This window comes from Paenibacillus sp. 05T425 (assembly GCF_056396205.1).
The window spans coordinates 63,118-88,080 of sequence record NZ_JBFTLA010000014.1 but is presented as its reverse complement, the minus strand read 5'-3'; the positions used below and the strand labels follow the sequence as shown (position 1 = coordinate 88,080).

Sequence of the window (24,963 nt, the reverse complement as noted above, 5' to 3'; positions counted from 1 at the left end):
ATAAGTATAGTGATACTCATTTCTGAAAGGGGAAATATACGTGGCCAACATCCAAGTCGTTAAGGATCATACCATTATTCGAAACGAAGCTTTCATCGCCAAAGCCGAGCAGCTGAAGCCTGAGCTTATCTGTACCGAGGTCCATCCGGTTCATCTTATTGATGTCGTATCCGACGAATCCGCAGTCCATGGCTGGAGAGCGAACGTCCTGGAGCCGGCTGAAGCGCTTGCCGATAAAAGCTTTGGAAAAGGCGACTCATTTATACTCGATTTCGGAACGCATCTTGTCGGCTACCTGGACCATATTCATATCAAACCCGTCGGAAGCCCGCCGGATGCGCCTCTTCATCTCAAGATTACGTTCGGCGAGATGCCGATCGAGATGGCAGAGCCATTCAGCTCGTACGAGGGCTGGATCAGCAGCTCTTGGCTGCAAGAAGAAGTATTCCACATCGATGTTCTGCCAGGCGTTCTTTCCCTTCCTCGTCGGTACAGCTTCCGTTACGTGAAGTTCGAAGTGCTCGCCGCTTCCCAAAAATACAGCGTCTCCTTCGACGAGATCGTATGCCGAACCGTTACTTCCGCGGATGTCAGCAAGGTCGCGCCTCTGGAGCATACGGACGAGCTCATTAAGAAGATCGATGAGGTCAGCATCAAAACCTTGCAGGACTGCATGCAGCTCGTCTTCGAGGACGGTCCTAAGCGCGACCGCCGTCTATGGCTGGGAGATCTGCGGCTTCAAGCATTGGCCAACTATGAAACCTTCAAAAATTACGATCTAGTCAAACGGAATCTATATTTGTTTGCCGGCGTTCCTAATGACAAAGGTCAGATTACGGCCAATGTGTTCACATTCGCGGATCTGATTGCCGATGATACGTATCTTCTCGACTATTCGATCTTCTTCGTCACGACGCTGTACGACTATTATCTGGAGTCGCAAGATTTGGATACGTTGACGGAGCTTTGGCCGTTAGCTCTCAAGCAGATTGAGATTGCCTTGGGGTACTTGGACGAAAGACATCTCATCCGCGATTCGAGTTCTTGGTATTCCTTCATTGATTGGAATCAGGACTTGAATAAGCAGACGCCGACGCAAGGCGTGCTGATCTACGCGATCAGAAGAGCCATTCGCATAGCCGAAATCGTAAGCTGCGATAGCCTCGGAATGCTGCAGCAACAGCTTGATCTGACCGTGGAAGCGGCTAAAGAGCATTTATGGGATGAAGCTGCCGGCTTCTTCGTAAGCGGCGCGGACCGTCAAGTGTCATGGGCAAGCCAAATCTGGATGGTTCATGCGGAAGTGTGGGAGCCTCAGATAAATAAAGAGCTGCTTAATCGTTTGTTGGAAGCGAAGCCCGTTGTCGGCGTAACGACACCTTATCTGTACCACCACTTAGTAGAAGCCCTTATTATCGTAGGCGAAACCTCGCAGGCCATTGCCCAAATGAAAGCTTATTGGGGAGAAATGATCAAGGACGGCGCCGATACGTTCTGGGAGCTGTACGATCCGAGCAACAAATCGTTCTCGCCTTATGGCAATCCTATGATCAACAGCTATTGCCACGCCTGGAGCTGCACACCGACTTATCTAATACGGAAATATAATTTGTAATATAAAATGGGGTCGATTTCTCTAGTCCGTCATTATGGGCAGAGGAACCGGCCCCTTCTTCTATCACAACGCGTAACCGGCTATCGCCGTCCTTTGATGCCGCTCCATCTCAGATCGTCGTCCGTTAGGGACCCTAGCGACACGATTAGATCATATTCCAACCCTATTGCATCGTTGCGGACTGAGGTGACCTCATAGGTTCCCTTTTTAAACAAACTCGCGCTGAATGTCTCTGATAGAGTCCGCTGAGTCCGTAAAGATGGGAATCAGGGGAGAAAAGCACAATTAAGGTCTTTACGGTCCACACTAGGATCCATATCTTATGAGCAAAATCATATACTTTCCTAAACGTCAAAAAAACCGCACCTCCGAAGTAAGGAGATACGGCACGCGTAGGGCGATTCACCCTTTCACCGAACCCATTGTTAAGCCGCCGACAAAATATTTTTGCAAAGCCAGGAAGGCGAGCAGCAACGGCAATGCGCATAGAATACATGCGGCGAATAGAACGTTCCACTGGGCCGGATTCTGTTGGTCGCCTAGGAAACCGAGCATAGCGACGGGGAGCGGCGCATCAAGCGATTTTGTAATAAAGACCATGTTAAAGAAGTAATCGTTCCAGATCCAGACGCCCTGCGTAATGATGACGGATACCGTTACCGGCATGATAAGCGGAAATACAATTTGCCAAAAGCGTCTGAACAACCCCGCTCCATCGATGTGGGCCGCCTCCTCGATTTCCTCCGGCACGCCGCTGCGGATGAAGCCGGTATACAGGAAGGTGGAGAATGGAAGGCTGCATGTAATAAACAACAAGATAGGCGTATATTGATTCATTGGAATGCCAAGGCCTTTGATCATCTGAATGATCGGAATCAATACCATCTGCCCGGGTATGACGAGACCGGATAAGAAGAAGACATATAGAAACTTGCTGAATCGGCTTCTAATTCTAGCAATCGGGTAGGCCGCCATCGCTGCAAGCACGACGACAAAGAATACCGAAACCGAAGTAAGGACGACGCTGTTCCATAGCGCTGTCGGGAAATGCATGCGTGTGAACGCCGATTGAAAGCTGTCGAATGTAAACTCGTTAAACCAGTTCAGCGGATTCGTCATGTTGCGCGGCGATCGCAAAGAACTCGAGAGAACGATCAGGAGCGGAATCAAGTTAATAAAGACGAGCACCAGAATCGCTATATGCGTTAGCAGCTTTCCAATAGGGGAACCGCTTCTCATGCCGATACCTCCCGTCTGTTCAGGGTAAATACGCAAACCATTGTAATGAGAATGATGATGGCGAAAGAAATAATGCCGAGCGCAGAGGCTTTGCCGAACAATTGATCCGTGAATGCCATCTTATACATCGCGTAGATCAGCGTATTCGTCGATGTGCCAGGCCCACCGTTTGTCATGACAAACGGATAATCGAACGCCTTCAAGCCGTTAATGACACTTAGCGTAATATTGATCGTAACGGAAGTAGCCAGCAGCGGAAGCGTAATGAAACGGAACAACTTCCATCTGCCCGCCCCGTCGATTCTTCCCGCCTCCAGCAAATCATGCGGCAAAGACTGAAGACCGGCCAAAAAAATGATCGTGCTTACGCCTAGGTTTTTCCATATGTCGACAGTGATGATGGCGTACAAAGCTTTCGTATAACTGCCAAGAAAATTGGTATCTAAGCCCGTAATGCCAATACGATCAAGCAAGGCGGCGATCAGCCCCTCTTCCGGCATATAGACGTAGCTCCATATAAATCCTACTACGATCGCGCTGAACAACGTAGGAATGTAAAAAGCCGAACGGTAAAACCCTTTGGCTCTTATGTTCGCATTTAGTAAAAGAGCGATTAATAAAGCAATTAAATTGCCCAAAACGACTGTAAGGACGGTGTATAGAAGCGTGTTCTTGATGGATTCAGCAAGGATCTCTTCCTTGAAGAGCGTCTTGAAATTGGAGAAGCCGACGTAATCGAACTGCTGAACGTAACCGTTAAAATCCGTCAGGCTGTACTGGAACAGCCGAGTAATCGGAAATATCCAAAAAACACAGTAAAAGAGGAGAGCCGGCAAAACAAAGAAATACATCGTTTTTTTCATTACGGCACTATTCATGTTGATTCTTTCCTTTCCCGGTCAAAATCGCGGCGAGGGGCGGGAAGCCCCTCGCCGCTGACTGTCTGCATTAGCCTTTGAACAGCTCTTTGTACTTGTCCTGCATCGCTTTCGTAACATCTTCCGCAGTCGTTTTCTTGCCGCCGATAATTTCGGAGAACTTGGACTGCATCACATCGCTCACGCCTGCCGGCCACATTTGGTTAGAGAAATAGAAAGCGTTGCCCGTAGTCTGAATATCCGTCAGCGCGTCCTTGAAAATATCGTTCGTCAGCTCGACTCCGTTGAATACGCTGATCGAAGGATTAGAAGCAACCCATGCCTCGAACAATGGCGACTGTCCGTCGAACAGGTATTCGAAGATTTGCTTGCCAACCTCCAGATTCGGGGAAGCCGCGTTCAAAGCATAACCTGCCGCTGTCGAAGCCGACGCGTAGACAGGTTGACCCGCTTCGTTGCCTGGGAGCGAGAAGAAACCGCGCTCGAACTCAGCTGCTCCGCTTGCCGTGACGCCCGGCAAATCCCATGTGCCCGTGAAGATCATCGCCGCTTTACCGTCAACGAACTGCTGAACGGCTTGCGAGCTAGCCATGCCAAGCGAGCCTGTCGCCACATATCCTTTGTCGTACAGCTCCTTGTATTGGTTCACCGTGTTGACCCACTTCTCGTCGGTCAGTGCCGTTTCACCCGTTTGGAGCTTCGTGTCGAACTCCGCATCTGAAGGGTAGACCGTGTTAGCCGCCAACTGATACATGCCGAACTGAATGACCCAAGGATCCTTGTCTCCCATTACGATCGGCGTGATGCCAGCCGCTTTCAGCTTATCAGCCGCAGCGAGGAAGCTCGGCCAATCCTTCGGCAATTCTGTAATCCCGGCCTCTTCGAATAACGCCTTGTTGTAATACGTTCCAAGAATGTCCATGCCCTTAGCTACGGCATAAGGTTTCTCTTCATAGCTCATATCATTCTTAGCAGCCTGACTGACATTATCCCAGAAGGAAAGGCCGGACAGATCGGCGGCATAACCTGCTTTCGCCACCTCTATTGCGCCCATGTTAGCCAGCTTCGGAAACACGAGGAAAATGTCGGGGCCTTCGCCTGCGGACAGCTTCGTTTTCACCGTCGTGTAATACTGCTCGTCCGGAAGCTTCTGCACTTCTAGCGTGACGTTAGGAAATTTTTCTTTGACGAGCTTCGGAAGCGTCTCCAGTTCAAAATCCGCGCCTTCCGCCGCTTTGGCGCCCGATACGAGCATCGTCAGCGTTACCGGTTTCTCGCTTGTACTTTCCCCCGGCGTGTTAGTCGACTGCGCATTGGTATTGTCTCCGTTATTGGCCGAATTGCTGCTTCCGCAGGCACTCAGAGCCACAACCATCATCGACGCCAGTGCAATGCCCAGCGTTTTTTTCTTCCAAAACTTCATCCGATATTCCCCCCGTACAGAAATGTTTTCTTGTTACATTTGTCATTTTAATATGTTTTTCTGTTGTTTATAAGCGCGCCATTTTTTGTTATCGCTCCGTATTTTTCGGAATGGATATACAAAAAAAGGACCCTTCAGGGTCCCTTCATCCATTTATGAAACTAATTGGATATTTCGTTCTGTAATGCCGTCATGTAATCGAGCGGAGAGTAATCATCGTTAGTGACTAGCAGCTGTGCGTTGTTCCATGCCATCAATTGCGCGTTCGTGTCGAATCTGGCTTCGAACCAAAGCGCCCCTTTCGTAACCTCGCCGATTTTTTGCTGTATTTGTTTGGTCAGCGGGGGCAAGTTCTCCGGCATGTCGCTTACATTAAAGCCAGTCACCATGCCGAGCTCGTTCATCGCACGATCCCCGTACCGTTCGAACACGTATTTGATCCATTCTCCGACTTCCGGCGTATAAGCCGACTTGGAGAACGACGTCGTAAGCCCGGCATTGACCGGATATTCGTCCAACGTTCCGCTGCCGCCCTCTACGAGCGGGATGCTGAAGAAACCGATGTTATCCGCGCCAATCTGATTCCGCAGCTCGTCGTTAAACGCGCGCAGCTGCCAGCTTCCCATATAGAACATGGCCGCCTTTCCCTGCAGGAACATATCAACGGAAGTGCTCATATCAATGGTGTTGACTCTCGGCCCAAAGTAACCGCTGAGCCCCATGTTTTGAACGACTTGCGCCGCCTCCACGAAGCCCGGACTCGTCAACGCTATTTCGCCTCTATCGACCCGCTCCATGACGTCTGCTCCGTACATGCGAATGGCGTAAGCATTAACAAGCCTTGTTATCGGCCATTTATCCTTGCCCGCGACAGAGAAAGGCTGAATGTCATGCTCCTTCAATTCCGCGGCGATGTCCAGCATTTCCTTCCACGTTTGCGGCTCGCTCAGCCCGTATTCAGAGAAGATGGCTTTGTTATACCAGAAGCCTTCGATATTAAGCTCCAGCGGGATTGCGAACAGTCCGCCATCCGCGTACGATTTCAGCAACTCTGCGGCAGCGGGATTCATAGTAGACATAAGGCCAAGCTCGGTGAACGCTTCCTCTACGTTAAGCGCAGCATCGCTGTTGATGAGATCCTGCAAGGGCTTGCCCGATTGATAGCTGAACATCGTTGGAAGATCGTTGCTGGCGGCGAGCAGTTGCACGCGCTGGTTCAGATCGCTCTCTGCCACGTTCTCGAATTTATAGCGTATCTCGGGATGCTCCGCTGCATATTCCTGCGCTAATTCGCCGATAATGCGCGCGCTTCCTTCGTTCTCTTTGTTGGAGCTTAAATAAAAGATCGTCGTCGGACTCGCGCCGGGTTCGACCTCGGGGTCCTTATCGCCACCGCACGCATGAAGCACGCTGAGCGATAAGATCGCAAGAGCTAACCGCGAAGCGATGAACAGCCGTTTGCTTCTCATATCCCTTTCCCCTTCGTACGGAATTGACCCGGGGTCATGCCCGTATGTTTCTTGAACACCTCGGAGAAATGCCGAGCATGATAATAGCCTACCTGCTCGCTAATATCCTGAATCGTCAAATCCTCGCCCAGTAACCTTTTCGCTTTCTCCATGCGGACTTTCGTCAGATGCTTAATGTAGGAGACGCCCATCTCCTCTTTGAACAGAAGACTGAAGTAGGTTACATTCATCCCGACATGATCGGCAACTTCCTGCTGGGTTAGATCTCGTCCAAGATGATCGTTCATATATCGTACGGCTTTCTCGACGGAAGCATGTTTTGACCTCGTACGAATGTCGATGATCCAATCCATGATTCGTTCCATTTCCTCGCGCAGCCAAGAGGTCATTTGCTCCAAAGTCTGCATGCCCAGCAGCTTGCGCTCGGGCAAATGACCCGGAGGTTTCAGGTCGGTCAAGCTTTCGCCTGTCTCCTTCGCTACCTCGAGTCCGTGGAACAACATACGCATCAGCTCGATTTCTGCAACCTCGGGGTCCGGCTTCATTTTGCGGAATTCGCCGAGATAGTTGTCTAGCTTTGCCATCAAAGCGTCTTTGTCGCCGATCCGCATATCGAATAGCACTTCTTCTTCGATCTCGGACAGATGCGGATCGACAGACTCGGAAACGCCAAGCTCGCTGAAGCGAATCCAGCCCTTTCCCTCTAAGTACTTGCCGTATCGCAGCGCCCTTAGCGCTTCCTTATAGCTGTTCGGGGCGAGGCCAAGCGTCTCGTACGTATGGCCCGATCCGACCGTTGCATCTCCGATGCTCTCCATGATGTCCGTCCAACCGGCAAATGCTTGCTCAAAGTGAAAGACAGCCGCGAGAAATTCGGCTCCGTTACGAATGCGTACGATCCTGTAACCGGATCCGCTAGCCAATTGTACATGCTCGTCCGATAGCGCCAGCACGGTTATCCCTTTCACCTCGGACGCATCCGGACCGAAATGCTCTGCCCAGTCCTTGATCGCCTCATCGCCTCTTTGCATCAGACCGTGTGTGCTCTGCATAAGCAACTGTTGTTTGCTTTCCTGCTTAAGCGCCGACATTTCCGAATGCTCATGAATTCGCGTGACCGCCTTGCGAATGCCATCCTTGATTTTCTCCAAGGTGATCGGCTTTTCCAGATAGTCGATAACACCAAGATGGATCGCCTTCTTCACGTACTCGAATTCATTGTATCCGCTGAATACGATACACATCGTCTCCGGCGCTTCGGATCKGATCGTTTCGATCAGCTCCAGCCCGTCCATGCCAGGCATCCGTATGTCGGTAATGACAATATCCGGCCGATGGGTTCTGAATGTCTCCAGAGCCGATATGCCGTCCTTAGCGGTGGCGACCAGCTCGACTCCGCATTCCGCCCAATTGATCAGTTTAATCAAGCCCTTCAGTACAATATACTCGTCATCGAACAAAACAGCCTTCAGCATCGTTTATGCCTCCCCCGTCATTTGCCTATATGGAAAGCGCAGCTGCACTTTGGTACCCTCTCCGACCTTGCTGTCTATCGTAAAGGTGCTTGTTGGGCCATAAAATAGACTCAGTCTCTCCTTTACGTTCAGCATACCGTAACCTTGCTCTGTCTTCGTCAGGTCTTCCATCCCGACGCCGTCATCCTCGACCGTGAAGACGAGAAATTCGCCGTCCTTCCGTCCGGTCAGCCGAATTCTGCCCTCGCCTACTTTAGGCTCCAAGCCATGATAAATCGCGTTTTCGACAAGCGGCTGAAGCAGCAGCTTCATAATCTCGAAGCTCTTGATCTCTTCCTCGATCGTTTCTTCATAGTGAAACCGATTGTCGTAGCGCATGTTTTGAATAATCATATAATGACGGATATGCTGAATTTCCTTGAACACCGGTATAAGCTCCCGCCCCTTATTCAGGCTAAGCTTAAAGCTCTCGGAAAGCGAAAGCGCCATTTGCGCAATGTCAGCCTTCTCCTCAAGCAGTGCCATGAAATAAATGGAATCCAGCGTATTGTATAGAAAATGCGGTTTGATCTGCGCTTGAAGCGAGCGAAGCTCTGCTTCTCTCTCTTTAAGCTGAGATTGCAATAAGCTTTCGCTCAATTGCTGGTTAACAATGGCTAACCGCCTGAAGGTCTGGTTGATGACGCCGACCTCGTCGGCTGCGAACGTTTCATTTCCGTCGATCGGCTGACTGCCCTTCGCCCAATCCACAATCATTTTTTTGAGCTGCAGCAACGGTTTCGTAATCGTACCCGATACAAAATATGACACGAGCAGCGCAATGCCGGCCATGAAAGCGGCAAGCAGCATCGTAATGTCGCCGATCCGATCGGACTGCCTAAGCAGCGACTTCGTCTCGACGAAATGAATGAACATCCAGCCGCTCGTCGCGTTTTTGTAGACGCTAAAGATGTATCCAGCTTGCTTAAGTCTATCCATCATGGCATCGTAATTACCTGACAGCCCGATGCCCTCCGTCTCCTCCGGTCGGTAATCGTAGACGACGGTCGGCTGACTAGTCGCCGTATCCAGCACGAGGAAGCCGCTTTTCCCGCTCTCGTTCAGCGTTTGCTCGAAGATCGTCTTCTTAATGTTGATGACTAATAGACCGATCTGACCGCCCGTCAATTCATTCGGGTCGCGCAGTACTTTTACGCTCGAGAAGGAGCTTCCCGCCGCGTCCTCCAGCACGTTATACCCGAAGAAAATCTCTTTCCCTTTCGCCGCTTGCGCCGTCTCATACCATTCCGTTAATGGAATCTGCTTGCGCGTATCGTCCGTGCCATAACGTCCKGCCTGCTCCGACCTTCCATAGCAGACCGAACGATAATTGCGGTCGAAGATGCAGATCGACTCGATATACTGCGTATCGAACAGATTGGAAACGACGATGTTTTGCAGCTTATTTGCCGTGCGGACATCGATGACGGCTTGATCGTTGCCGTTGCTGGCCCCGCTTATTAACAACTCCTTCCGGAGCTCGTCGTTGGAGAGAATGATCCGGTTCATGTTGATGATATTTCGCAGCAGCAAATCCGCCACTTCGCTCGACGTCTTCAAATACCCCCGGTTCGTTTCCATATGGTTCTGGATCAAGGTTTCCTTCGCGATGTTGAAGGAGAAGTAACCGAGCACGAACAACGGAGGGAGCGACACCAGTATCATGGCGGTAAAAAATCTTCTTCTAATCCTCGGCTGGCGAAACAGCTGCAAGGCAAAGCGAATCCGTGATTTCACGACGATCTTCCTTTAAACAAATTTGGTTATGCCTGCGTAAACAAAATATTCCCCGCCTGCGAGAGAGAAGTTCTTCCGGCAGTACAGGGAATGAACCGGCCTATTGTCTAGAGCCGTATTTAACATCAGTATAGCAGAGGAGCCCGCGCCGCGGTTCGGCGCATTTATCAGGTCAACTCCGCATTTATCGGATTGTCCCCCGAATTATTCGCTTTGCTCATCGATAATTGCTTGCAAATCGCTCATATATTGCACGGCCGAATATTCGGGCCCCGCAATGAGCAATTGCGCGTTATCCCACGCGGTCCGTTGTTCGTTCGTCGTGAACAACGCTTCGAACCAAAGCGCCCCTTTCGTAACCGAATCCAGCTTTTGCTGAATCATCCGGTTAAGCGGCGTAGCATCGCCTGCCTCCGTTACGCGGAACCCCGTAATCATGCCCTTGCCGCTTGCATAGTCGCCATAGTTCTCGAACACGAATTTGATCCATTGTCCGACTTGCTCGTTATACGCTTCCTTAGAGAAAGAAGCCGTCAGTCCCGCATTGACCGGATATTCGCTCTGCTTTCCTTGGCCGCCCTGAACCAAAGGGATGCTGAAAAATCCGATTTGGTCCGCTCCGATCGTATTCCGTTCCTCATTATCGAAGTCTCGAAGCGACCAGCTGCCGGAATAGAACATAGCGGCTTTTCCATTCAGAAACAAGTCCGTCGCTTGCCTGAAGTCAACCTTGCTGGCTTCCAGCCCAAAGTAACCTTTGAACGACATGCCCTTAATTTCCTCGGCCGCCTCGACGAATTCGGGTGAAGTGAGCTTCAATTGTCCCTGGTCGACCCTCTGCATGGCATCGGGCCCTATCTTCCGAATGAGATAAGCATTGATCAGCCGCGTGATCGGCCATTTCTCTTTCCCGGCAAGCGCGAAAGGCTGGATGCCCGCTTCTACAAAGCGGTCAGCCGCTTTCGTCATATCCGACCATGTGGTCGGCTCGGGAATATTCAGCTCGGCAAAAAGCTTTTTATTATACCAAAATCCTTCTATATTCATTTCCAAAGGCAGCGCATATAAGCCTTTCCCATCCACCAGCGCAGTCAGCAGCTCGACAGCCGATGGCAGCAGCTTATTCCGAATGCCCAGCTCGTCAAACAGCTCGGACAGATCAAGCACCGCTCCGCTTTCAATGAATTGAAGCAGCGGCTTGCCCGAGGGGTAGCTGAACATGACCGGAAGATCGTTGCTTGCGGCCAGCAACTGCAATTTAGAAGGGAGCTCGGTACTGCCAAGCTCTTCGTATTCAAATACAACATGAAGTTGATCAGTCGCATACTTGGCCGTCAATTCCTCTATAATAGAGGTGGTTTGGACATTCCCGCCTGAGGTTATGTAGGAAATGGATATATCATCCGGTTCAGGCTCTTGTGTGCGGGTACCCTGAACCCCGCATGAGGCAAGGAATGCCGGAAGTAACAGCAGCATGACCCATTTGCCATAGCCAGAACACCCTTTTGTAGCTTTCATAGCTGCACGTCCGTTTCATTAAAAAAGCAAGCGTAAACGGCTGTCGCCGTCTTTGGGCGGCGCAAGCAAACGTTTCGCGGATGAAATATAAGCCCAGTATAAACTTAAATTTTATACTTTCTTATATTTTGAGAAAAACTCCTATCGGAGTAAATCGAGGATGAGCGACCGCGTTTAAGAGGAAGTTTTTATCGCCAATCTGAATGATCTTCTTTACGCTTTATCGCTGTAAAGCACTTAAACATTCTAATGTGGTAAAGAGACCCGCCTGGCGGCTCCTTGTGCAAAGGTACCACCAAGCGGGTAGAAATTCAACTATTCTATTGAAAGGATGCTGTCGATGGCCGTACGCGCACGAAGCGCCACTGCAGCCAGCTCTGCTCTAGTAAGTCCTGCGGAAGGGAGCAGCTTGCCTGAAGCCGTTCCTTTCAGGATGCCGTATTTGACCATGACAGCCAAGGACAAACGGTATTCTGACGTGATGGCTGAAGCATCTGTAAATGGTTTAAGAAGCTCAGCCGCCGCTTCCCCCGACATCGTGACATCGAGACCGGCGGCACCTAATGCTTTAGTCAGAATGTCTGCCGTTTGTTCCCGACTAATCGAAAAATCAGCCGAAGGCGTTGCGTTTGCCGATAGTTGGAGAAGAGCAGCTTCTCTCACGACGGCATCAAACCACTTCGTATCTTGCTCTTCTTTGGATGGCGTTATTCCGAGTACGTTAAGAGCGACCATCAACGCTTTATAATAGGTTGTATAGGATGTCGGCTGCATCCGGTCAGCCGACACGCCGTTCAGCAGCAGTAAGCTGCTTGCTTGCCGGATTTCTTTGGCGTACCACGCATCGGCCGGTATGTCTATGAACTGGCGTTCGACGTTAATCGGGACGTAAATGCCGTCCGAAAGCACGAGTGCCTGAATGGTTCTCGTACCATCCGCATTCGTTACGACGCGAGTGGGTACTGGAGTTAAGGTACCGTCATTATTCAATCTAGCCAATACCGTGAATGCGGCAGAGCTATCAGCAAGTTTCCCATGAGCGTACATTCCCTTCTTGGAAATGATGCTTAACTTCACAGGTGTTCCTGCCACTGATACGCCCGGTATTTTCAACTCATTCACAAGCGAAAGCTCAGCCTCCGTCAATGCGCTTACCAATACGGATTCAGCTTCCGGCTCTTCCGGTTGTTCCGTTCCCGGCTCCGGCTCAGGTTCAGGAGACGGCGTAACGGTGCCGGATCCGCTGTTGCTTCCGACGGTCACCGTAACGATGTTGCTGCCTGTGGTGCTTCCTGCGAAAGCTTCTGAATGAGCCGAGATTTGCAACGTTGCTTTGGCCTTAGCAGTGCCCGCAAGTTGAAGCTTCGCTACCGTTTGATCTTCGTTCAACGTGACAGAGGATAGAGTCAAGCCGCTATCTCCGCCGTCGAAGCTCCAATTATCCGTATTGACCGCATCAAGACCGAATGGAGTCTGGTCCGCTTGGACGTTCAGGAATGGGTTGCGCTGTGAACCGGATATTTTGCCGGATACGCTAATGACAGCATCGGTCTGGAAAGATAAGCTGTCGATACGCAGATCCGGTGAACGGAATACAACGTAAAGATCATGCGTCCCCGTAATGGCCGTATTGCTCAAATCAACCGTAACATCGGTATAACCCAGCTCGCTCACGGCTACACCCGCAGTTTCGATCGTGTAAGAAGTCGGACCCGTGTAACCTACTTCCAGCAAAGCGATCGGCGCGCTATACGGTGAATCCGCATGAAGCGTAATGAATCCGCCTTCCGAACCACTCGCCACGCTGGCAGTTACCCGCTTCGCTCCCGTTAAATCCACTTTAGGGATTGCTGTCCAAGAGCCGTTCTGCTTGGATCTGACCGAATAATATTCGCCTACGACTTTCTTTTCTTTCAAACCGCTAGCCGTACGAGCCTTCGATACCTCATGATAAATGACTTCGTCCGAAGCGAACGAATGGTCGAAGACGTTGAACGGCTCGTAAATATCGAGCTGAGCGAGCGGCGTTCCGACTACTTCAACCGAAGCTTCCAGACGGATATCGTCCGATGCAGATCCTGCCATGAATGAATAGGTGCCGCTCTCGACCTGGAAGTCGCCTTTATTGACGTCCCATACGGCAAAATCTTTCGGATTCACGGTCAACTCGACCGTCTTCGATTCGCCGGCTTCCAGCTCGATTTTCTCATAAGATACGAGCTGCTTAATAGGCGCATATTCGCCATACGCAGCATCATTGTTGTTCGCATAGAGCTGGACGACCTCGGAGGTGTCCACAGCGCCCGTATTTTCTACGGTGACGGATACGGTGAACGGTTCGCTGCCGCTGACCGAAGAAGGAACGGCCAAGTCGCTATACGTGAAATCACTGTAAGATAAACCGTAACCGAAGCTGTATGTGACCGGAGCGTCGGTATACATATACGTCAATTTGGATTCAATCGGATCGGCATTCGTCATATCAACCGTGAATCTAGGGTCGGTATTGGCTTCGATCGTCTGGGTCGTATTGCCCTCCGGTATCGCGTATTGGTTAATCGACGGGAAAGCCGACATATCCGAGTACCATGTAGATGTCAGACGGCCTGTTGGCGAATAATCGCCATAAAGCACCTGAGCAAGCGCCTGTGAATCGTATTGTCCCCCATACGGCTGGTACACGATCGCGGACACGTTCGGATTGTTCTGAATGTCTTCCATAACCACCGGGAAGCTGGATTTCACAACAACAATTGTTTTCTTGCCCTCTGCCGCGAACGCCGCGGAAACCTTCTCGACGAGCTCATAATCGTCATTGCCCATATAGAGGGAAGATCGGTCGTTGCCCTCACCGGCGCTGTGACGAGGAATCGCACCTACGAATACAATCGCGTAATCGTCTGTTGCTGCTCTAGCAGCTGCTTCTTCGCCAACATCCTTAACGATCGTCTGCTCGAATTTCACATCATCGCCTCGGCTTGCTGCAACCGTTGCGTTCGTTAGCGTCGTGGCTGCCGTCTTCAGCGTGTTGTCCTCCGCGGTTCGGATGAATCGGCCGTTCGTATAATACCAGTTCGAGAAATCGCCGCTGAATCCGGTACGATAGCCGTTGGACACGATCGAGACGGTGTCGTCTCCGTTCGCTTCCATTCGAAGCCGTGACGGAATGGTGCTCGTGCTTCCAAGCATCTCGGCCAAATTCCAGTCATTGTTCGTAAGGTTCAGCTGCGTTGCGTCGGTATTTCCAACGACCGCATTGGCGGCGGACGGCGAGGTAATCCATTTGCCGTTAAGCAGAGACTGCAAGCTTACGCCTTCCTGACCCCAATCGTACACTCTGAACAAATGTGCATTGTTCTCCACATCCAGCGGATCTTCTGTCGTGATTAGCCCCGCGCCAGCTTCTCCGCCGTATGTGCTCGCCGTAACGGTCTGACCGCTCAGGACGGATTGAAGCGCTATTAATTTGCCGCCTTCATCATAGCTAACGTTGTCGCTTCCATTTTGCTTAATAATGGCAAGCAGCGGTGAATCACCGGAGTTAGGAATACTAGGAGTTGTCCCTACGGAATAAACAGTCTTGAACCTTGCATCCGCATAGGGGCCGGATACAGCAGCTTTCTGTTCCTTTGCCAGCGGAAGAGCTCCGTCGTTTTTAAGCAATACGATACTTTCCTGTGCCGCCCGCAGCGCCACGTCTTGGTGCTCTTGCAGCGCATAAGTAGCCGGCGCTTCCGTACGCACGTCCTTGGCGTCTTGCGCGAACGGATAATATTTCGGAATGCCGTTCTCGTCCGTTTCGTTGAAAATGCCGATGCGTACCATCTGATTAACGTGCGGACGAGCCGCTTCGATCAAATCCTCGGCTGTGACGTCGTATTTCCCTTGCTCGACAGCGCTTACGACCGCGAGTACGTCGGCTAGCGCGTCGCTTGCGTTCGGTGACGGTCGCCCCGCATTCGCTTCGGCCAATATCATGAGCAAGTTCGCCAGCGTCCGATCTTGTGCATACTTCGTGTCATAGCCGTTACCCATCGTGTTAGCACCAAACACGAGTGCGTCTCCGTTGAAATCGGGCGAGCTGTATACACCGTACTTGGAGAAATTGTTGGCGTGAAGCTGGATGGGCGAGAAAATGTTCGGCACGCCGTTGGTGCGGCCAAACGAAGTCATAACTCCCGCTACCGATCCGTTCTCAAAAGCTTGCAGCGGAGCGCGCGTTTGATACTCGTAAATGGCTCTTGCTCCCGCGCTGTTACTTGCGGACTGTCTGAACCATTGCGCATTATATACGGAGTAATGCTTCGTGCCTACGGCAGCCCGCATCCAAAATCCGTCCTCGCTTTCAGCCTGATCCGTACCGCTGAGGCCCGCCGCCATTTCGTCGATCATCGTGCCTGCGAGATAGGCGTCCTCCGCGAACCCTTCGTCGAACCGGCCGCTGAGCGGGTTGATTCTTAGATCGCTTACGACCGTGAAAGCGACCGAAGCGGAAGAATCGCTTCCGCCATGGATATTCGAAACGCCTTGCTTAACTTTCAGCTGGCTGATTTTCTCGGCGCCGATGACTTGTCCGATATCGGCAAGCAGCTCTTTATTCCAGGTTTGCCCCATCCCTACCAATGCCGGAAAATCAGTCGATATGCCTTGTACGTTATCAGCGGCTGATAGTGCCCCCGGAATCTTATGACCCGCGTTCTCTCCCTGCTGCAATGTATAATGATTACGGGATCCAGTCGCATAGACAGCTGGACCTTCTAAACCCGTGTACTGAAAGTAAGCGTCTACAAATGCATCCAAATGCTCGGGCACTCCGTCAAAGAGCGGCATACCATCAAAAACGCCGCCCACTTGCGTCTTGAAGGCAACTAGGTCCTCCTCAGCCGCGTTGACGACTCCTGTTGGCATGGTTCCTGTTAGCAGTCCAATCGAGAGCGAACATGCAAGAACAACCGGCATTGCTTTCTTGCTCCAAGTCCGATAACCGAATACCTTCATAACCGATCAACCTTCCCCTCTTGTACTTAAGTGACTACTTGACCACACGCCTCGGTTTACTGCTCAAAACGCACCTCCTCTTTTCCGATAGCGCTTTCATACCATATTTTACTTGTCACTTCGAAATAGAAATAGCGAGCTATTTCTCGGGTTGTTACCGCATTTTTTTGATGCCCTACTATGCAAAAAGCGTAATTGATGTTTCTATCGAGCCGGTATCGTTCTAAAAAAAAACAAAAAAACCTTGATTTCTCAAGGTTTTTTCTGGAGGCGCCTGGGAGGTCTAGCACGCTCTATTACCTCTTCGCCTTATAAAACTCATGATACAGCTTCATCAGAGCTCTCTTTTCGATCCGTGACATATAGCTCCGCGAAATGCCCAGCTCCTTCGAGATTTCCCGTTGCGTAATCACCGCAAACGGCTAACAATTCCAGGTCGAGAACTCGCTGGGTCTCATACCCATCTCCCGTTTAAACAGCTTGATGAAATAACTTTTGTTGGCATAGCCCAAATAATCGGAAATTTCCTCCACGCCTTTATTGGATTGCTGAAGCAGCTCCTTCGCCTTTTGCAGCTTGACCATATTGACGTATTCGATAAAATTTTGATTCGTTTCTTTTTTGAACAGCCGGCTGAAATAACTGGCATTCAAATTCAAATATCCCGCCATATCCTCCAAGGAAACCTTCTCGGTCACATGCTCAATGACATATTGCTGTGCCTTAATGACCTCTGGCCGCTTCGAGGTGACGGCGAATAGGCTGAGCTTGCGCGCAAACTCCTTCAAGAAGTGGATCAGCCACTCCTCAAGATGATCGAGCGTCTCGATCCCATGAACGGAATCGTACAACTTCTCGCCGGGCAGGAACAGATCATGCGACATCGTCGCCTTCGCCTTCATCTGGAGATCCATAAGCAGCTGAAGCACCATCTCCTTCACGTCTCCAGGATGGAACGACTGTCTGCGGACAGACCTCATCCACTGTTCCACCAGCAGCTTCAGTTCTTCCTGTTGGTTGAGCGCGACGCTCTTGTTCACGCTGGAGAACACTTCTGCATATTCGGCGAAAATATCACCTTTGGCAAACGCTTTTACCTCAAAGCGGTGAATGCCTGTCTCCTTTATATAGAAAGCATGTTCCCGTTCCTTCAGCATGGGCAGCAAAATTTCACGCAGCTCCTTCGGGTTGCGGGCCGGTCTGCCCATTATGCACGTCACGTTGAACCGCAAATAACGGATAATGGCCGCGATGCCGTCGCGCATGGCCACATGAATTTGTCCCAGCTCCCCTTCCGGGTTGTCTGTGCGGCACAGGACGACAAGCTGATTGTTGCTGTACCTAAAGATCGGCCACTTCTCCGGCGGCAATACGTCCTGCAGCACGTTCTCAACGGAAAAAGCAATCGTGTATTCGTTCATCTCCCGCGACTTGGACAACTCAGGCATCCGATTGATGACGAGCAGAAGCGGCACATGCCACTTTGCGTTTAAGGAGACGCCGAACGATGCCGCGCGCGCTATCCAGTCTTCTTTCGGCCAAGAGGATTGGAAGAGCGTTTCCTTCAGAAATTTTTCCTTCAGCGCGGACACGTTCATCGTTTGCTTCTGCTTGTATTGCACGATATCGGCGTACCGCTGCTTTCTCTCCGCAAGCTCGTCGGCCATTCTTTTCAGAATGTCCTGCAAATCTGCGACATCCAGACTTTCCTTCAATATATAATCGCTTACGTTCAGCTTAATCGCTTGCTGCGCGTACTTGAACTCATTATGACAGGACAGAATGACCGCTTTCGCGTCCGGTTTGACGGATAGGAATTTGTTCAGCATCTCCAGTCCGTTCATCTTCGGCATGCCGATGTCGGTCACGATAATGTCGGGCGGATCCTCACCCGCCGCTTCCCATGCCTCGAGTCCGTTGGAGAAGCTTCCTGCCAGCTGGATGCCGAGATCATGCCACTGCACCGCGCCTGCCAAGTATCTCAGAACGGGAAAATCGTCATCTACCAATATGGCTTTCAACATAGGTCTCACCCGCGCTCTCGACTTCGATTGGGAATTGTAACGTAATTGCAGTCCCTATACCCGGTTCGCTTTGAATCCACGATTTAAATTTGGTTCCATAGATAAGCCGAAGCCGCTGGAACACGTTTTTGACGCCTATGCCGGAGAAGCCGCGCGCCTCTCCTTCGCCATCGCCGTCTTCGCGCTCTTCGCTTTGCTTCCTAAGCTTCTCCAGCTGCTCCTCCGACATGCCCGCGCCGTTGTCGGTTACGCTGATGCGAATCAGTCTCTTACCGTCCTCGTTCACCCTTCCCGCTGCAATGTAAATCTCGCCGTGCTGTTGCTCAAAGCCGTGTATAATGGCGTTTTCGATCAGTGGCTGGATCATGAAACGAGGCACCAACGTTTCGCCGCATTCATCGTCGAACCGGGTAACGAGCTGAATCTGATTGGCATGCCGGAAGTTCATTAGCTTCATGTAATGATCGATGGTAGCCACTTCTTCCCGAAGAGGAATATAAGCGTTGTCGCGATCAATAGTCATCCGCAGCAAGGAGGAAAGCGAACCGATCAGCTCAGCGTTCTCCTTGTCCCCGCGCACCAATATATTCATTCGAATCGAATTGAGCAAATTGAACATAAAATGCGGATTAATTTGCGCTTGCAGCATTTCCAGCTCCGCCTTCCGCTTCTTCGATTGTTCAACCGTTATTTGCTGGATCATGAATTCGATCCGATCGAGCATATAATCGATCGTCCTTGCAAGCTGACCGACTTCATTGTTCGTCCTAATCCCGTTGCGGGAACCAAGCTGGCCTCTTCCGATGCTCGTCACGAACTTGCTAAGGCTTGTAATCGGCTTCAGGATGGCGGAGATACGCACCGTAAGCAGGAGGAAAAACAAAGTAAAAAACAACGCCTGCACGATAAAACTAATAGAAAGCACTTGTTTATTTTTCTGAATCGCCGGATTCAACGGAATCAGATTGACGACATGCCAACCGTTGCTCTCCAGCGTCTGCTGGACGATAATATACGTTTCGCCGTCCGTCTCGACGGTCTGCTTTTCTTTCTCTAGCGGCCACCAATCCAGCTTCTTGCCGATTCTAGCGGGGTCCGAATGGGACATGACGCGTCCGGCGGAATCTATCAGCATCATCTCCTGATCCGCGCCTCCATTCAAGTAAGGCCGGATAAGTCTTTCGTTCATATCGATCACGATGTAACCGATGGGACTGTAAGTGGCGCTTCTAATAGCGCGTCCCATCGTCACCGTATGAGACTTGCCGCCCGTAACGCGGGAGATGTCTCCCCTCCAATAGGCGGCGAGCATCTCCCGGTTCGAAAGATTAGGGAACCAATCCTCCCCGTAGAGCCTTGTGGGATCGTAATCGCTGTGCGAATAATTGGTATAGAACGCATCTTTTGTCCCCAGGATGGTCACGTCATAATCGTTTTTCGGCATGAACAGCTCGTCCAAGCTGCGCGACAATTGGCTGTAAGCAAGCGAGTAGCTCCGCCTCTGCTCTTCCGGCTGAAGCGCATCCCGGTTCGTGGACAGCATCTGTCTCAGCTCGCTGTTCATGAGTACGAAGTTCGACAGCGTGAGCGTATCCTCGAAGAGGCCGTTGATTTCGGTTTCGGCTACCTTGAGCGAATCCTTCGCGTTAGCGATGACCTTTTCCAATATAATATCCCTTGTGAAGTAGTTCGTTACAATATAGATGACGATAAGCGGGAACAGGAAACAAATTAATGCCGACCAGACCAGCTTCGTGCGCAAGGATTGATGTCGTTTCATAACGAGTTCCCCCGTCCTTAGCCTCTAATTGGAATGGGGACAGGGAGATTACGTCTCCCTGCCCCTCCATATTGTAAACCGCTTCAAGACAGGCGGCAAATGTTACTTTCCGCTGTTATTGCCTACGACTTCGGTTATTTTCTTGTCGATGTTTGCAATCGTGGCGTCAATGTCTTGGTTGCCGAGCAGGTACAGCTCCGCTTCCGGAATAACCGAGTTTTTGGCTTCATCTGCATATTTCGTCGGTACCGGCGCCGTTCCCGGAACMATCGTTTCCATCGTATAGTTGAGCGATTCCACGTCGATTTTGGACGGATCCTTTGCCGCGCCGACAATCGTATCGATCAGCTTGCCCGTATCCGCTTTCGCCCAGCCGGAGAAGACGCGTCCGCCGATGCCCAGTCCTTCGGACGTATACCATCTAACGAAAGTATAAGCGGCTTCTTTGTTTTTGGATTTGGCGGCTACGCCCATATAAGTCGGTTGAACCGGCGTGTAATGCTTGCTTTCGCCATCTAGGCGCGGGATTGGAGCGAACGCCGTCACGAAGTTTGCGGGTATGGCGTCCGTTCCGCCCGACTCCGCTACCATCCAGTCGCCCATTGGCAGCATGGCGGCAAGCCCGTTGAAATATTGGTTACGGTAAGCGAGTTTCTGCGAAATAATATCTTCGTAAGCGTTCGCGCTCTTGTCTTCGTACATCATCTTCTTCATCATTTCCAGGTTCGCCTTGAACGCCGGATCAAGCGCGTTTGAAGTGCCGTCCGCCTTCAGGAACGTGTTGTCCGTAGGCTTGCTCATAAGCTGAAGCTGGAAATAATCCGGCCAGTTGTGCAAATATGCGCCATAACGCTTCGTCGCGCCTTCGCCTTTCGTCAGCTTCTGGGCATACTCAGCGAACTCGGTCCATGTCCAATCCGTTGGAACCGGCAATCCCGCTTCGTCCAGCATCTCTTTGTTTAGCAGAACGAACCAGCGCTGCATCGAGGAAGGAAGCGCGTACACTTTTCCGTTCACCTTCGTGTCGACTAAATATTCGTCCTCGTACTTGTAGCCATCCTTCTCGATGTAGCCGTCAAGCGGTTCCAGCATGCCGATATCCGCTCGCTGCGTATAATTCGTGTATGGAAGCTCGACGATGTCGAGCTGATCGTTAGAAGCCGCCATCAGGTCCAGCTTCTGCATCGAAGCAACGGAATCTCCTTTCTCGTTCAAAAGATCCAGCTCGACTTTAATATTCGGATACTTCTCTTCGAATTTAGGTATGATTTCGCTCCACTTCGCTTTTCCGTCCGTCTGCCAAGTGCTGAGCTTCAGCACGACTTGCTCCGCAGCCGGCTCCTTGCCTGCGTTCGCAGGCTTATCGGACGGCGCTCCGCCGTTTGTCCCTCCGGAACAAGCGGAAGCGAGCATGGCCAAACCGATCATCGTAATGCCTAATCTCTTTTTCATGTGAACCCTCCTCATCATATTGCTTCGTAACTGTTCGTTAGGCGAAGTTGAAACGGCTTACGAGAGAATCGTATCATGTTCGATTATGCTCCGAAGTTCTCATTTTTTACGTAGTTGAAACGATTTTGACTTTGTCATCCTTTCACCCCGCCAAGCGATATGCCTTCGATGACCTGCTTCTGGCCGATGGCGAAAATAATCAGCAGCGGCAAAATCGCGGATACCGCGCCCGCCATCATCAGCGAGTAGACATCGCCGTACTGATCGCCGAACAGCCGGATACCAAGCTGAATCGTAAATAGTTCCTTCGACTTCAGGAAGATTAGCGGATATTGATAATCGTTCCATGTCCAGATGAACCGCAAAATCGCATAAGTAGCGAGACCCGGCCGAATGAGCGGCAGCGCGATTTGCATAAACGTGCGGAAGTGTCCCGCTCCGTCGATTTTAGCAGATTCCAGATACTCGTTGTTGACGCTCATGAAAAACTGGCGAAGCATGAACGCGCCGATAATGCTGAAGCTGTTAATCAGGATAAGTCCCAGATGCGTGTCGATCAGGTTCAGCTCGTTGAACAATAGAAACTGAGGCACGAGCGACGCTTGCGGCGGAACCATGTACAGGGCGAGCACAAGAAGAAACATGGCATCGCGGCCGCGGAAACGCAGCTTGGAGAAGCCGTAGGCAGCCAGCGCGCATACGAGCACGTTAATGAAAGTAGTCGCCAACGTAATATAAATGGAATTGCCGTAATACCTTACGAAATCGCCGGTCCACACGCTCGTATAGTTCTCGATCACGTTCCATGTGGAAGGAAACCACTGTATCGGAAACGTAAACACGTCCGCCTCTTTCTTGAAGGAGGCCGACAGCATCCATAGAAACGGCAGCAGCGACACGATGCCCATCAGCCCCATTATTAACGTCCAGATCAGCTTGGATAATTGCAATTGCTTCATCTTCTTAATCTCCTTCCGTACATCCCGCCGTTAGTAGTTGACCCATCTCTTCTGCGCCAGCATCTGAAGACCCGTAACGGCGAGGCAGATGAGGAAGAGTATAAGCGCCATCCCGGACGCATAACCCGTCTTCAACTGATTGAAGGCCGTGTCGTACAGCTCGTATACGATAACCGTAGTCGAGTTCGCGGGACCGCCTTGCGTCAGCACCTGGATAAGGTCGAATATTTTAAATGTGCCGATGATGCCGGTAACCAGCAGAAAAAACGTGGTCGGCGAAATGCAAGGAACGGTAATTTTCCGAAATTGCGTCCAAACGTTGGCTCCGTCGATCTCCGCCGCTTCGTACAAATCCTTCGGTATGCCCTGAAGGCCGGCGATGAAAATAATAATGTTGTAGCCAAGCAGAATCCAAACTTGAATCATCATAAGTGAAGGCAAAGCATAGTCGATGTCGGCGAGCCACTTCGGCGGGTTGTCGATCCCAATGGACATCAGGAAGCTGTTGACGGGCCCGAAGGTCGGGTGGAACAGCACCTGCCACACCATGGCGACCGCCACGACGCTCGATATATAGGGAAGAAAATATACGACCTTAAATGCGCCTTTTCCGTAAACATGCTTATCGATCAGGATGGCCAGCATAAGCGCCAATACGATCGTGATGGGCACCGTAATAATGAAAATCAGGTTGTTGTACAGGCTTTTCATAAAGACGTCGTCTTGAAACAATCTCTCGAAATTGTCCAGACCGGTGAACCTTATGCCTCCGATCCCCGTCACGAAATTCCATTCCGTAAAGCTGAGCAGCAGCGATCCCAGAACCGGCAGAAGCGACAGCACGATTAGTCCCAGCATCAGAGGCGCGACGAACAAATACCCCGCTATCGATTCTCGAAAGCTCATGCTGATTCCTCTGTTTGTTCTCATAGTCATCCTCCCAAACGCGAAATAGTGTACGTAATCAAGTTGTTATCTTCACGTTCATTGTAGAAAATAACGCGGACCGAAATAAGAATGAGAACTGCCCAATTTGAAACTTTTTTTACTTTTTAAATAAAAGAAGCGATGAGACAGATGCCGGTTTCGGTCATCTATCCCATCGCAAGGCCTTATCCTGTCTGGGTTCTTACCTTTCCCTTGAGATATTTTTTGGGATGGCCGCGCGGTATACAAAAAAACGAGGGTGCCATCCTTCAAAAGAACGGCATCCTCGTTATATATGACGAATATTTTTTGAATCAATATAAGGTTTGGAGCGATTGAGGCGTGAAAGGAATAAGTTCCTCCAGCTTGCCTTCCCTAATCTTACTTACCCAAGCCGGATCCGAAAGCAGCGCCCGGCCGATGGCGACTAGATCGAACTCCTGATTCTCCAGCTTCGGTATTAAACTATCCAAGCTTGCGATCCCCGAGCCGCTTCCTGTAGTGAAGAAGGTCGACACGTCCCCTTCCAAGCCGACGGAGCCCACCGTGATGGTCGGTTTGCCGGTCAACTGCTTCACCCAACCCGCGAAATTCAACTCGGAACCTTCGAATTCCGGTTCCCAGAAGCGCCGCGTCGAACAATGGAATATATCCACGCCTGCATCCACCAAAGGTTCGAGAAATTGCTTTAACTCCTCCGCTGTTTTTACGAGCTTAGCCGAGTAATCGGAACCCTTCCATTGCGAGATACGCAGGATGATCGGGAAATCGGGGCCAACGGCTTCGCGGCAAGCTTTTACGACTTCCGCTGCAAAGGTCGTACGCGCGATGAAACTGTTTCCGTATCGGTCCGTCCTCTGGTTCGTTTTCTCCCAGAAAAATTGATCGATTAAATAACCGTGCGCGCCGTGCAGCTCGATGCCGTCAAACCCAAGACGTTTGGCTTCAGCAGCTGCTTTTGCGAATTCCTGCACGATACGGCCGATTTCTTCTTCGGTGTACTCATTCACGTTGCCGCGAGCGCCCATATGCCAGATTTGAGGAACGATCTTGCCTCCCGCATCGTGTACTTCGGAAACGACATTCGCCCAGCCTTTCAAGGCTTCTTCCCCGTAGATGAACGGGACATCCTTCTGGTTGCTCGAATCGGCATGGTTAATGACCGTGCCCTCCGTTATGATTAGCCCGACCCCGTTCTCTGCCCTGCGACGATAATAAGCAGCGACATCCTGCCCGGGAACGCCGTTAGGCGATTTTTGGCGCGTCATTGGCGCCATTACCGTTCGGTTGGTCAAGGATAGCTGCCCTATAGAAAAAGGACGGAATAGGGATTGCACCGTTTGCGTGTTAGTCATGGTTACCCTCCATTAAATCTTATTTTTAAAAGCATGMGCATGCATATAAATTACCGAAATAAAAGAATTCTGTCA

15 protein-coding genes and 1 pseudogene are annotated in these 24,963 nt (G+C 50.9%); 1 reads left to right on the top strand and 15 read right to left on the bottom strand.

The window, feature by feature from the left end:
- Positions 1 to 40 precede the first annotated feature (40 nt).
- Positions 41 to 1,615 carry an alpha-L-rhamnosidase-related protein gene (locus AC1DF0_RS26315; protein WP_477576215.1) on the top strand — a complete coding sequence of 525 codons (1,575 nt, stop codon included), beginning with the start codon at positions 41 to 43 and terminating at the stop codon, positions 1,613 to 1,615.
- Between the two features lie 402 nt (positions 1,616 to 2,017).
- On the opposite strand, the gene AC1DF0_RS26310 is transcribed toward AC1DF0_RS26315, so the two are convergent.
- The 15 genes and pseudogenes from AC1DF0_RS26310 to AC1DF0_RS26240 form a co-directional block, all read right to left on the bottom strand.
- Positions 2,018 to 2,854, bottom strand: coding sequence for a carbohydrate ABC transporter permease (locus AC1DF0_RS26310; protein ID WP_442053258.1), 837 nt, complete (start codon positions 2,852 to 2,854; stop codon positions 2,018 to 2,020).
- A complete protein-coding gene (locus AC1DF0_RS26305; RefSeq protein ID WP_477576212.1) occupies positions 2,851 to 3,732 on the bottom strand; it encodes a carbohydrate ABC transporter permease in 882 nt (293 codons plus the stop codon). The genes AC1DF0_RS26310 and AC1DF0_RS26305 overlap by 4 nt, the downstream gene beginning before the upstream one ends.
- A gap of 70 nt (positions 3,733 to 3,802) precedes the next feature.
- Positions 3,803 to 5,155, bottom strand: coding sequence for an ABC transporter substrate-binding protein (locus AC1DF0_RS26300; protein ID WP_477576210.1), 1,353 nt, complete (start codon positions 5,153 to 5,155; stop codon positions 3,803 to 3,805).
- 161 nt (positions 5,156 to 5,316) lie between these two features.
- Entirely contained in the window at positions 5,317 to 6,624 is a 1,308-nt protein-coding gene (locus AC1DF0_RS26295; protein ID WP_442053261.1) for an ABC transporter substrate-binding protein, read from the bottom strand.
- Positions 6,621 to 8,099 carry a response regulator transcription factor gene (locus tag AC1DF0_RS26290; protein ID WP_442053262.1) on the bottom strand — a complete coding sequence of 493 codons (1,479 nt, stop codon included), beginning with the start codon at positions 8,097 to 8,099 and terminating at the stop codon, positions 6,621 to 6,623. The genes AC1DF0_RS26295 and AC1DF0_RS26290 overlap by 4 nt, the downstream gene beginning before the upstream one ends.
- 3 nt (positions 8,100 to 8,102) lie before the next feature.
- On the bottom strand, positions 8,103 to 9,875 hold the full coding sequence (locus tag AC1DF0_RS26285) for a sensor histidine kinase (RefSeq protein WP_477576207.1): 1,773 nt from the start codon (positions 9,873 to 9,875) through the stop codon (positions 8,103 to 8,105).
- Between the two features lie 204 nt (positions 9,876 to 10,079).
- On the bottom strand, positions 10,080 to 11,393 hold the full coding sequence (locus tag AC1DF0_RS26280; protein ID WP_477576205.1) for an ABC transporter substrate-binding protein: 1,314 nt from the start codon (positions 11,391 to 11,393) through the stop codon (positions 10,080 to 10,082).
- A 315-nt stretch (positions 11,394 to 11,708) separates the two neighbouring features.
- Positions 11,709 to 16,391, bottom strand: coding sequence for a glycoside hydrolase family 3 C-terminal domain-containing protein (locus tag AC1DF0_RS26275; RefSeq protein ID WP_477576203.1), 4,683 nt, complete (start codon positions 16,389 to 16,391; stop codon positions 11,709 to 11,711).
- A gap of 296 nt (positions 16,392 to 16,687) precedes the next feature.
- Positions 16,688 to 16,798 (bottom strand): annotated as a pseudogene (locus AC1DF0_RS26270) (sigma factor-like helix-turn-helix DNA-binding protein); the annotation flags it as partial.
- 15 nt (positions 16,799 to 16,813) lie between these two features.
- Positions 16,814 to 18,415: a response regulator transcription factor gene (locus AC1DF0_RS26265; protein WP_477576201.1), complete on the bottom strand. Its 1,602-nt coding sequence runs from the start codon at positions 18,413 to 18,415 to the stop codon at positions 16,814 to 16,816.
- Complete coding sequence (locus AC1DF0_RS26260; protein WP_442052623.1) at positions 18,390 to 20,195, bottom strand: cache domain-containing sensor histidine kinase; 1,806 nt, start codon at positions 20,193 to 20,195, stop codon at positions 18,390 to 18,392. Before AC1DF0_RS26260 ends, AC1DF0_RS26265 begins: the two co-directional genes overlap by 26 nt.
- Positions 20,196 to 20,297: 102 nt before the next feature.
- Positions 20,298 to 21,647, bottom strand: a complete 1,350-nt coding sequence (locus AC1DF0_RS26255; protein ID WP_477576199.1) for an ABC transporter substrate-binding protein — start codon at positions 21,645 to 21,647, stop codon at positions 20,298 to 20,300.
- Between the two features lie 134 nt (positions 21,648 to 21,781).
- On the bottom strand, positions 21,782 to 22,606 hold the full coding sequence (locus AC1DF0_RS26250; RefSeq protein ID WP_442052621.1) for a carbohydrate ABC transporter permease: 825 nt from the start codon (positions 22,604 to 22,606) through the stop codon (positions 21,782 to 21,784).
- A 30-nt stretch (positions 22,607 to 22,636) separates the two neighbouring features.
- Entirely contained in the window at positions 22,637 to 23,536 is a 900-nt protein-coding gene (locus AC1DF0_RS26245) for a carbohydrate ABC transporter permease (RefSeq protein ID WP_442052620.1), read from the bottom strand.
- 311 nt (positions 23,537 to 23,847) lie between these two features.
- Positions 23,848 to 24,888 carry an NADH:flavin oxidoreductase gene (locus tag AC1DF0_RS26240; RefSeq protein ID WP_442052619.1) on the bottom strand — a complete coding sequence of 347 codons (1,041 nt, stop codon included), beginning with the start codon at positions 24,886 to 24,888 and terminating at the stop codon, positions 23,848 to 23,850.
- Positions 24,889 to 24,963 lie beyond the last annotated feature (75 nt).